The following is a 9163-nucleotide window of genomic DNA, read 5'->3' as shown; positions in this document are numbered from 1 at the left end:
TCCTTTACTGCACTGACTGGACGGCCGCCGGGGCGGAGGGCGTCCTGAGTTCATGGGGCAGGCGGAACTCGATGTCCTCCTGAATTCCGCCCATCTGGGCAAGCTCGACATTGCCATGCCGGCGCAAGGCCTCAATGACGTCGAGAATCAGTTCCTCAGGAGCCGAGGCGCCGGCAGTGAGCCCCACGGTCCGCACGCCCGCGAGCCAGGCGGGATCCAGTTCGCTGCCATCCGCGATGAGATGGCTGCGGATCCCCTGCTCGCGCCCGATCTCGCGCAGCCGGTTCGAATTGGAGCTCTTGGTGCTCCCGACCACGAGCAGCAGGTCCACGACCTCGCAAAGCTCCCGAACCGCAGATTGCCGATGCTGCGTCGCATAGCAGATATCCGAGACGTCCGGCCCCTCCAGATCCTGGAACCGGGCATGCAGCGCCGCGATGATGCCGCGCGTGTCGTCCACGCTCAGTGTGGTCTGGGTCACATAGGCGACGGGCAGGTCCGCCGGCAGGTCGAGCACCGCGACATCCTCCACGGAGGAGACCAGATGCACCGGCGCCCCCACCTGCCCGATCGTGCCCTCCACCTCCGGATGCCCGGCATGGCCCACCAGGATCAGGGTCCGCCCGCGCGCGACATAGCGCTTGCCCTGGGTGTGCACCTTCGAGACCAGCGGGCAGGTGGCATCCAGCACCGGCAGCCCGCGGGAAGCTGCGTCATCGATGACCGACTGGGCCACCCCATGCGCGCTGAAGATTGTCACCGCCCCATCCGGAATCTCGTCCAGTTGCTCGACGAAAACGGCCCCCTTGGCCTTCAGCTTCTCGACCACATGGCGGTTGTGCACGATCTCGTGACGGACATAGACGGGGGCACCAAACTTCTGAAGGGACCGCTCGACGATCTCGATCGCCCGCACGACCCCCGCGCAGAAGCCCCGGGGCTGAGCCAGAAGAACCCGCATGCGGGCCAATCCTCCGAGATGAGGCCCCTTAACGAAGGGCCCGGCATGGCTGAAGGTCAGATGGCCAAATGGTCATCTTCCGGACCGCAGGCAGGACGGATATGCACTGGACACCCGGGCACGGGGCGGCGCGCCGTTCCTGGAATGGCCTCCGAGCCGGCCCGTCCGTCGAGTCGCCGCATCCGCATGACCCTCCTCCCCCTGGGGAGCGTAAACGCGGATGCGATCATTTGACATGCCTTTCGCTTGCGCAAGGGCTGCGCCGCTCGCCTGTGCAGGAGCGGTGCAAGCCCTGCGCCATCCGGCGGCCCGTCACGCCCCCGCCGGGTTGCGCTTTCCACCCGCAGGTCCTTAATCCGTCCGTCAGGCCGTTCATCGAGGTTCCCGCATGTCCTCCCGCACTGCCGAGGCCGTTCCGCTCGACAGTCCAACGGTGGCCGCTGCCGATCATTCGGCCCGGCATTGGGTCTTCGACCAGCCCGGCAGGGTACGCATCGGCAGCCCCGAGCATATGGCCATGTTCGCGCGCATGCTGCTGGAGACGCACAACCCCTATAAGCCACGGGTGCTGGACTGGCCGAAGCTGGACCCGGAGGCCCATACCCGGCTGACCAGCCTGCCCATCTGGGACATCGCCGTGCAGACCGAAGGCCGTGCCTCCCTGCGGGTGCTGGACTATGCCGCCACCATCCGGGACCCGCTGCTGAATGAAGCCATGGTCATGGATGGCAATGAGGAAGCCCGGCACAAGAAAGTGCTCTCCAACCTCGTCGAAGCCTATGGCGTCGTGCTGGAGCCGGAGCCCGAATATACTGGCTTCCGCGACACGGAATGGGGCTGGATGCGCACGGGCTACAGCGAGTGCATCGACAGCTTCTTCGCCTTCGGCCTCTTCGAGGCCGCGCGCCGCTCCGGCTACTTCCCGCCCGATCTCGTGGATACCTTCGAGCCGGTGATCCAGGAGGAGGCGCGCCATATCCTGTTCTTCGCGAATTGGGCGGCCTGGGCGCGCAAGCGGCAGCCCTGGTGGCGCAAGCCGTATTTCCTCGCCAAGACCGCCGCCGTCTGGGCCGTTCTGATCTGGGACCGCCTCGTGCTCGCGCGCGATCTCGGCGGCTCCTCCAAACAAACCAACTTCACTGCCTCCTCGGATTCGATCGGCGTGAGCATGAGCGCCGCCGAGCTGATCGACGTCTGCCTCGCCGAGAACGACCGGCGTCTCGCGGGCTACGACCCCCGACTGCTGCGCCCGACGACCGTCCCCTTCTTCATCCGCCTCGCCCGGCGCTTCATGTCAACGCCGAAGCCCGCGGGAGCCTGACGTGAGCGCCAATACCGTCATCCACCGCATCGTCCGCCCGGCTGTACGGGCCATTGCGCCCAGCGGCATCACCCCGAATCAGATCACCACCCTCCGCCTCGCCACCGGCATCGCCGCCGCCGTCGCCTTCGCGCTGGATGCCGGCCCCTGGCAGGCCACCGGCGCCGCCATCTTCCTACTGTCCATGCTGCTGGACCGCGCGGATGGCGAACTCGCCCGGCAGACGGGCCAGTCCAGCCCAGCCGGCCATCGCTACGACCTGCTGAGCGACTGCTTCAGCAACATCATCGCCTTCCTCGGAATCGGCCTCGGCCAGATGATCCATCTCGGCCTGCTCGGCCCGGGCCTCGGCGCCGTGGCCGGGGGCGCGGTCGGAATTCTGTTCTGGCAGCTGCACATTCTGCGAATCGGCAACTTGCGCGGCTACGAGATGGCCCGCGGCATCCTGATCGATCCGGACGACCTGCTGGTCTTCGTCCCCTTACTGATCTGGGTCGGCGCAGCGGTCCCGATGCTCTGGGCGGCCGCCGTGATCACCCCGCTTGCGGCGCTGTGGCTCGCCCTAAGCGGGACGCGGCGGGCGCAGGCCGGGCAGCAGCCCTAATCAGGCCGCCACCTCCATGGTCCTGAGCGCCTCCGCCACCGCCTCCAGCAGCCGCTCGAAGTCCCGCCGGTCCAGCGCGCCGATGCAGCCGATGCGGAAGCTCTCCGCCTGGGTCAGCTTGCCCGGGTAGATGAGGAAGCCCCGGGCCGCCAGCGCGTCGTAGAAGCGCCGAAACTCCAACCGGCCATCCGCGGGCATGCGGAAGGTGGCGATGATCGGCGCCTGTACCGCCTCATCCAGGAACAGCGCGAAGCCCAGCCGGCGCATGCCGGCCCAAAGCGTGTCGAAATTCTCCTGGTAGCGGCGCAGCCGCCCGGCGGGCCCGCCCTCCGCCTCCAGCCGTCGCAACGCCTCGACCAGGGCGGCCACCACCTGCACGGGCGGGGTGAAGCGCCACTGCCCATCCGTCTCGAAACCGCGCCACTGGGCGTGCAGGTCGAAGCTGAGGGATGGGCTGTTCCCCACCGCCCGCTCCAGCGCCGCGGGCTGGACCAGCGCAAAGCCCAGGCCCGGCACCCCCTCCAGACATTTGTTGGAGGAGGCCAGCAACGCCGTTACCGGCACGGATGAGAGATCAATCCCGATTGCCCCGAAACTGCTCATCGCATCCAGCAGGAAGCCGCGCCCCGCCGCCGCGACCACGGCGGCGATCTCGGCCAGAGGGTTCAGGATGCCCGTGGTGGTCTCGCAATGCACCAGCGCGACATGGGTGATCGACGGATCGGCGCGCAGCGCCTCCGCCACCTTCCCCGGCTCCACCACCCGGTCCTCCGCCCAGCGTAGCGCCTCGACCGCACGGCCCATCCGGCGCGCGATGGTCACCATCCGCTCGCCATAGGCCCCGTTGATCAGCACCAGCAGCTTGTCCGCCGGCCCGACCAGCGTGGCGATCGCGGCCTCGACGATGAAGGTGCCGGAACCCTGCAGCGGCACCGCCACATGGCTTCCCTCCCCGCTTGCCACCTGCAGCAGCCGGCTGCGCAGCTCGGCGGTAAGCGCGATGAAGGCGGGATCGCGCGAGCCCCAGTCGCGCAGCATGGCGCGGCGGGTCTCGATGGCCGTGGTCAGCGGCCCCGGCGTCAGCAGGATGGGGCTTTCGCTCATGGCAGGCTCCTCGCCGCAGGCCTGGCAGCGGCGCGTCGTTCGGCGACGCTCCAGCGCCAGGAGATGATGCCGGGAACACCCAGGATGATGTCCCGCAGGCGCCGGACCAGCACCAGCGCGATGGCCTGCTCCGGTGGGATGCCGAACAGGGCGCAGATCAGCACATAACCACCTTCCTGCACCCCCAGCGCGCCGGGAATGAAGAAGCCCGCGCTGCGTGCCGCCTGCCCCAGGCTTTCGATCACCAGCGCCTCGGCCAGCCCCGCCTCGATGCCCAGCGCATGCAGCGCCGCCCAGGTCTCAAGCACGCCGATCAGCCAGGAGGCGAAGTGCCAGACGCCGCTGCGCCACAGCCTCGCGGGCTCGCGGTAAAGCTGCACCACCGTATCATGCAGCCCCGACAATTCCCCGAGCGAGGTCCAGCCCACCCGCGCCGCCAGCTTCGGGAGCATCCTCTCCACCAGCCGGAACAATCCCCAGCGCTGCGCCGCGATGAACACCCCGGTAAGCCCCGCGCCCAGGGCCGTGCCAACCACCGCAAGGGTCACGGCGGACCCGCCGGTGGCATGCGGGATCATCAGCAGCGCCGCGAGGCCAAGCAGCGAGAAGACGATCTGCGACGCCATCTCCGTGCCAAGGTCGATGGCGAGGCTCGCGATCACCCGCAGCTTGTTCACGCCGCGCCGGAGCAGAAGCTGCGCCCGGATCAGCTCGCCCATCGCCTGCACGATCGGCAGCAGCGCATTGGCCGAGACGCGCACCCAGCGCAGCCAGGCGAGGCCGAACACGCCGGGCCGGCGCGGGTCGTCGATCAGCGGCCCCCAGCCGAGGCCGGATGCGAAGATCTGCGCGACGTTCAGCGCCAGCACCGCAAGCATCCACCACCCCGTCTCCAGCAGGAGGCGGAGGATCTCGCCCGGATCATTCGCGACGATCAGGGCGATGGCGATGGACAGCCCGACGAGCAGGCTGATCGCGGTGGACCAGATCACGCGGGCATGGGCTCCGTTACCGGCACCGCCAGGAAATCCCGGAAGCGCCGCGCCACATCCGCCGGCTTCACCGTGGGACGTCCAAGCTTCGCCATGGAGCCGGGCGCGATGCGCAGATGGATCATCGCCGGCCCACCCTGCTCAAGCGCCGCGCGGAAAGCCTGCTCGAACCCCTCCAGCGAGGCGCAGGAGGCCGCGTAGCGATAGCCGCAGGCCAGGGCGATGGCAGCGAAATCCACGGAGACGGAAACCGTCGCCTGCCCGCCCGTGGAGTCATGCACGCCATTGTCCAGCAACACATGCACGAGGTTGCGCGGCGCATAAGCGCCGATGGTCGCGAAGGTGCCGAGCTTCATCAGCGCCGCCCCATCGCCATCCAGCACCACCACCGGGCGTTTGCTGTTCAACGCGACGCCCAACCCCATGCCGCTGGCCCCGCCCATGGAGCCCACCTGATAGAGATGCTGCGGCCGGTCCGCGAGGGTGAACAGCTCCCGCCCACACTTGCCCGTGGTGGCGATCACCCCCGCTTCTTCCGGCACGATGGCCAGGAAGCGCTCCAGCACCGCCGCACGGCTGGGCCGGGGTCCCCCGTCCGGATAATCTGCGCGGCGGCCCGGCGTCGGCAGGGCACGCGGCGCCTGGTCCAGCGGCCTGTCCGCGACGTCGTCCTTCTTCACCACGAAGGCGTAGGGCAGCCCTGTCGCCTCCATGCGCTCCACCGCATGGGCCAGCGCCGGCCCCAGCGCCTGCCGCGCCGGTGGGAAGGGCGCCTGCTCCAGCCCGATCAGCGAGATCAGGTCCTGCGTGATGTGCCCCATCACCTCATGCTGCGGCTCGTCCGGAATGCCGGGCTCGCCGCGCCAGGTGGTGAGGAACAGCGTCGGAATTCGGAAGGGTGCGTTCAGCGAGGTCAGCGGGTTCACCGCATTGCCCAGGCCGGAGTTCTGGCACATCACCACAGTCCGCCGCCCCGCGAGCCAGGCGCCGGAGGCGATGGCCACCGCCTCCCCTTCGCTTGCCGCGCCGACATAGGCGAGCGACGGCGAGGAGAGAACACCGTTGATCAGCGGCGTGAGGAAGCTGCAGGGAACGCCCGTATAGAAGTCGAAGCCGGCATGGCCGGCCTCGGCAATGAAGTCATCCGCGGTGATCATGGCGTCCGCTCAGGTAAAGTTGCGCGCTTCGGCGAGATCGGTCAGCGTGTCCACATCCAGCCAATGCCCGGTGAAGTACTTCACCCGCACCGGATGCTTCGCGGCGAGCCGGGTGAGCAGCAGCGGCATGTCGCCATGCTCGAGCAAGCCTTCCGCCTCCATCGCCGCAATCTCCTCCTGCAGCCATTCGGCGCCCCGTGCACTGAAGCGGGCGAGCCCCATCCATTCCCCCGCGATCTCGCGCGGAGCGATGTCGCTGGCCATGCGCCGCAGATGCACCGGCTGGTCATCGAGATAGTCACCGGAGAAGCCGTGGTCCGCGGTGACGAGATCGCGCTTGCCAGGGTGCGGATGGGACACGCCCAGCGTGTCCACCGCCACCACGATATCCGCGCTGCTGGTGAGCAGGCTGTGCAGGATGTAGCGGCGGAACAGCACGTCGCCATAGGCCACGATGGTCTCGCCCCGGATCACCTCCCGCGCACAGGCCAGCGACCACGCCTCGCCCGTCTCGGCATGGCGGTCATTGTCGAGCATGCGGATGCCCTGCAGCGACACCGCCTCCTTGCGGTAGCCGCGCACGACGGTGACATCGCGCACGCCGCTCTCCCGCAGCGTGCCGACGAGCCGCTGCAGCAGGGACTGGCCGCGGATGTCCACCATGCATTTCGGCTGGTCCAGCGTAAGCCCACCCAACTCCCCGCCGGAGGCCGCCAGCACCACGGCGCCCGCCGCCGGCCGCGCCGGAAGGTAGCGGCGCTCCGCATCCTCCAGCTCGGCATTGCCGACCAGGCGGAAGATGTCCTTCACCGTCGCCACGCTGCCTTCCACGCGGACGAGCGACTCATCCTCATGGATGCGCGCCGCCGTCTCCCGCATCGCGGCCATGGACGAGCGCAGCAGGTGGTTCGCCCAGATGATGGTCGAGATACCGGCCTGACGGAACAGATCCGTCGGCGTCGCGTAATACATGGTCGGCACGATCACCAGCGGCGCGCGGTTCCCCCAGCGCTCCGCGAAGGTGAAGATCTCGTCAGCATCGGACTTCTTGGAATGGATCAGGATCGCATCCGCCCCAGCCCGGTGATAGGCCTCGGCCCGGTGCAGCGCCTCCTCCATCCCGCGGCCGGAGATCAATGCCTCCACACGTGCCACGAGAACGAAGTCATCATCCGTCTGGCTGTCCTTGCCGGCCTTGATGCGGCCGCAGAACTCATCGATATCGGCCAGCGGCTGCGCATCCCCGATGAAGGAGTTCGTCTTCGGGAAGAGCTTGTCCTCGATGCAGACTCCGGCGATGCCGCGCTGGCACAGCTTGCGCACGAAGCGGCGGACATTGTTGAAGTTGCCATGCCCCGTGTCACCGTCCACAAGGATTGGCAGGGTGGTGGCATCGGCCATGTATTCCAGCACGTCCAGCACCTGCGTCCAGGACGCCTCGTTGCTGTCGCGCAGGCCGAGCGCGGCAGAAGTCGTCAGGCCCGAAGCCCAGATTCCCCGAAACCCGGCTTCCTCGACGATCTTGGCGGAAAGGCCATCATGCGCCTCCATCAGAAAGGACAGCGAAGGCGACGTGATCTCGCGCCTCAGAGCGGTGAAGCGCGTTTCGGGCGGTCCAGAGCGGGAAGTTCCGGCCCGCGTGGCGGATGATCCGGCATTGCTCAAGGCGACTCGCTCCTCATGGAACCCGCACCCCCATTTCGGTCGGCCAACCTGAACTTGCCAGACCCGGGCAGTCATCATACCGTCACGTCACCTGGAGCCCAATATCAGGATGCTCGATTTGATCGCTGCGATGCGTCCAGCTTCGGCCATCATTCTGGCTGCCGGGGTAGGTCGGCGTCTGGGCGAGTTGGACGCCCGCCCAAAGATCCTTCTGGAGTTCGGCGGCCGGTCCCTCCTCGCAAGGCACCTCGGCTCCCTCGGCCTGCACGGCGTGAATGAGGTCAGCATCACCGTAGGCTATCGGCGGGAGCTGATCGAGGCCGAGGTCGCGCGGCTGGGTTGGTCGGACCGGGTACGCTTCATCGGAAACCCCGACTATCACGAAGGCAGCCTCGTCTCCCTCTCGGTGCAGGAAGCAGCCCTGCGCGCGGGTCGGCCCGTGCTGCTGATGGATGGTGACGTGCTCTACGACCATCGGATTCTCGCAGCCCTTATCGACGCGCCCGGCGAGAACATCCTGCTCATGGACCGCGAGATCGAGCCCGGCGACGAGCCCGTCAAAATCTGCTTCCGTGGCGAGCAGATCGTCGACTTCCGCAAGAAGCCTGAACATGCGCATGACAGGCACGGCGAGTCGGTCGGCTTCTTCCGCTTCTCCGCCGGCACAGCCGGCGAACTGGCAGATCGTTGCCTGTCCTATGTGAGTGCCGGGCAGAAAAACGTGGAGTACGAGGAAGCGATCCGCGATTTGATCCTGGCGGAACCCGCGCGCTTCTCCGCCGTGGACATCACGTCCCTCCCCTGGGTCGAAATCGACTTCCCGGCCGATGTCGCTCGTGCCCGGAGCGACATCCTCCCACAGCTGAGCGCCGGTTGATCCCGCGATGAGCCCCGATGACCTGACGCTGACGATGCGCGAGGCCGCCTCGGAGTTGGACGAGGCGTTGGATGCGTTGTTGCCGGCGGAGGAGGGGGAGGAGCGGTCTCTTTTTGCGGCGATGCGTTATGCGGCGATGGGTTCGGGCAAGAAGTTGCGTGGGTTTTTGGTGTTGGAGGGGGCGCGTCAGTTCGGGGTGTCGCGGCAGTCGGCCTTGCGGGTAGGGGCGGCGGTGGAGATGCTGCACGGCTATTCGCTGGTGCATGACGACCTGCCGGCGATGGATGATGACGACCTGCGGCGCGGCAAGCCGACGGTGCACCGGGCCTGGGACGAGGCGACGGCGATCCTGGTGGGCGATGCCTTGCAGGCCCAGGCCTTTGCGGTGCTGGCCGCGCCCGAGACCCATCCTGATCCGGCGGTGCGGGCCGAGTTGTGTCTCGCGCTGGCCCAGGCGGCGGGCGCCCGGGGCATGGTGGGCG

The 9163-nt window shown here is 68.0% G+C and carries 9 protein-coding genes; 4 read left to right on the top strand and 5 right to left on the bottom strand.

All coding sequences use genetic code 11. From position 1 onward, the window contains the following. Positions 1-4: 4 nt before the first annotated feature. Positions 5-961 carry a 4-hydroxy-3-methylbut-2-enyl diphosphate reductase gene (gene ispH / locus GSE44_RS04520; protein ID WP_159347609.1) on the bottom strand — a complete coding sequence of 319 codons (957 nt, stop codon included), beginning with the start codon at positions 959-961 and terminating at the stop codon, positions 5-7. Positions 962-1349: 388 nt separating this feature from the next. On the opposite strand from ispH, the gene GSE44_RS04515 reads away from it, so the two are divergent. Together GSE44_RS04515 and GSE44_RS04510 are read left to right on the top strand one after the other, a co-directional pair. Beyond that, positions 1350-2282 (top strand): ferritin-like domain-containing protein, encoded by a 933-nt coding sequence (locus tag GSE44_RS04515; RefSeq protein ID WP_159347608.1) that lies wholly within the window; start codon positions 1350-1352, stop codon positions 2280-2282. Position 2283: 1 nt separating this feature from the next. Beyond that, positions 2284-2886: a CDP-alcohol phosphatidyltransferase family protein gene (locus GSE44_RS04510; protein WP_159347607.1), complete on the top strand. Its 603-nt coding sequence runs from the start codon at positions 2284-2286 to the stop codon at positions 2884-2886. Here GSE44_RS04510 and GSE44_RS04505 read toward each other — a convergent pair whose 3' ends face one another. From GSE44_RS04505 to aepX, 4 genes are read right to left on the bottom strand one after another with little or no spacing between them, the layout of a single operon-like run. Further along, complete coding sequence (locus GSE44_RS04505; RefSeq protein ID WP_159347606.1) at positions 2887-3990, bottom strand: 2-aminoethylphosphonate--pyruvate transaminase; 1104 nt, start codon at positions 3988-3990, stop codon at positions 2887-2889. Continuing rightward, the gene (locus GSE44_RS04500; protein ID WP_159347605.1) at positions 3987-4982 is read right to left on the bottom strand and encodes a lysylphosphatidylglycerol synthase domain-containing protein; all 996 of its coding nucleotides are present in this window, start codon (positions 4980-4982) and stop codon (positions 3987-3989) included. The genes GSE44_RS04505 and GSE44_RS04500 overlap by 4 nt, the downstream gene beginning before the upstream one ends. After that, entirely contained in the window at positions 4979-6139 is a 1161-nt protein-coding gene (aepY, locus tag GSE44_RS04495; protein WP_159347604.1) for a phosphonopyruvate decarboxylase, read from the bottom strand. The genes GSE44_RS04500 and aepY overlap by 4 nt, the downstream gene beginning before the upstream one ends. A 9-nt stretch (positions 6140-6148) precedes the next feature. Next, positions 6149-7804: a phosphoenolpyruvate mutase gene (gene aepX / locus GSE44_RS04490; protein WP_235924555.1), complete on the bottom strand. Its 1656-nt coding sequence runs from the start codon at positions 7802-7804 to the stop codon at positions 6149-6151. Between the two features lie 109 nt (positions 7805-7913). Here aepX and GSE44_RS04485 point away from each other — a divergent pair, with 109 nt between their 5' ends. Together GSE44_RS04485 and GSE44_RS04480 are read left to right on the top strand one after the other, a co-directional pair. Further along, on the top strand, positions 7914-8681 hold the full coding sequence (locus GSE44_RS04485; RefSeq protein WP_159347603.1) for a phosphocholine cytidylyltransferase family protein: 768 nt from the start codon (positions 7914-7916) through the stop codon (positions 8679-8681). A 7-nt stretch (positions 8682-8688) separates the two neighbouring features. After that, positions 8689-9163, top strand: a 475-nt coding sequence (locus GSE44_RS04480) for a polyprenyl synthetase family protein (RefSeq protein WP_201305931.1), incomplete at its 3' end; no start/stop codon positions are given.

It is taken from the genome of Muricoccus harenae (assembly GCF_009848505.1).
Lineage (GTDB): Bacteria > Pseudomonadota > Alphaproteobacteria > Acetobacterales > Acetobacteraceae > Roseomonas > Roseomonas harenae.
The sequence above is the reverse complement of the archived record's forward strand: the minus strand, read 5'-3'. Positions and strand labels throughout refer to the sequence as shown.

Coding starts and splice junctions, on each gene's coding strand:
- aepY (WP_159347604.1), bottom strand. CDS start 6,139: ATGATCACCGCGGATGACTTCATTGCCGAGGCCGGCCATGCCGGCTTC.
- GSE44_RS04485 (WP_159347603.1), top strand. CDS start 7,914: ATGCTCGATTTGATCGCTGCGATGCGTCCAGCTTCGGCCATCATTCTG.
- GSE44_RS04505 (WP_159347606.1), bottom strand. CDS start 3,990: ATGAGCGAAAGCCCCATCCTGCTGACGCCGGGGCCGCTGACCACGGCC.
- GSE44_RS04515 (WP_159347608.1), top strand. CDS start 1,350: ATGTCCTCCCGCACTGCCGAGGCCGTTCCGCTCGACAGTCCAACGGTG.
- ispH (WP_159347609.1), bottom strand. CDS start 961: ATGCGGGTTCTTCTGGCTCAGCCCCGGGGCTTCTGCGCGGGGGTCGTG.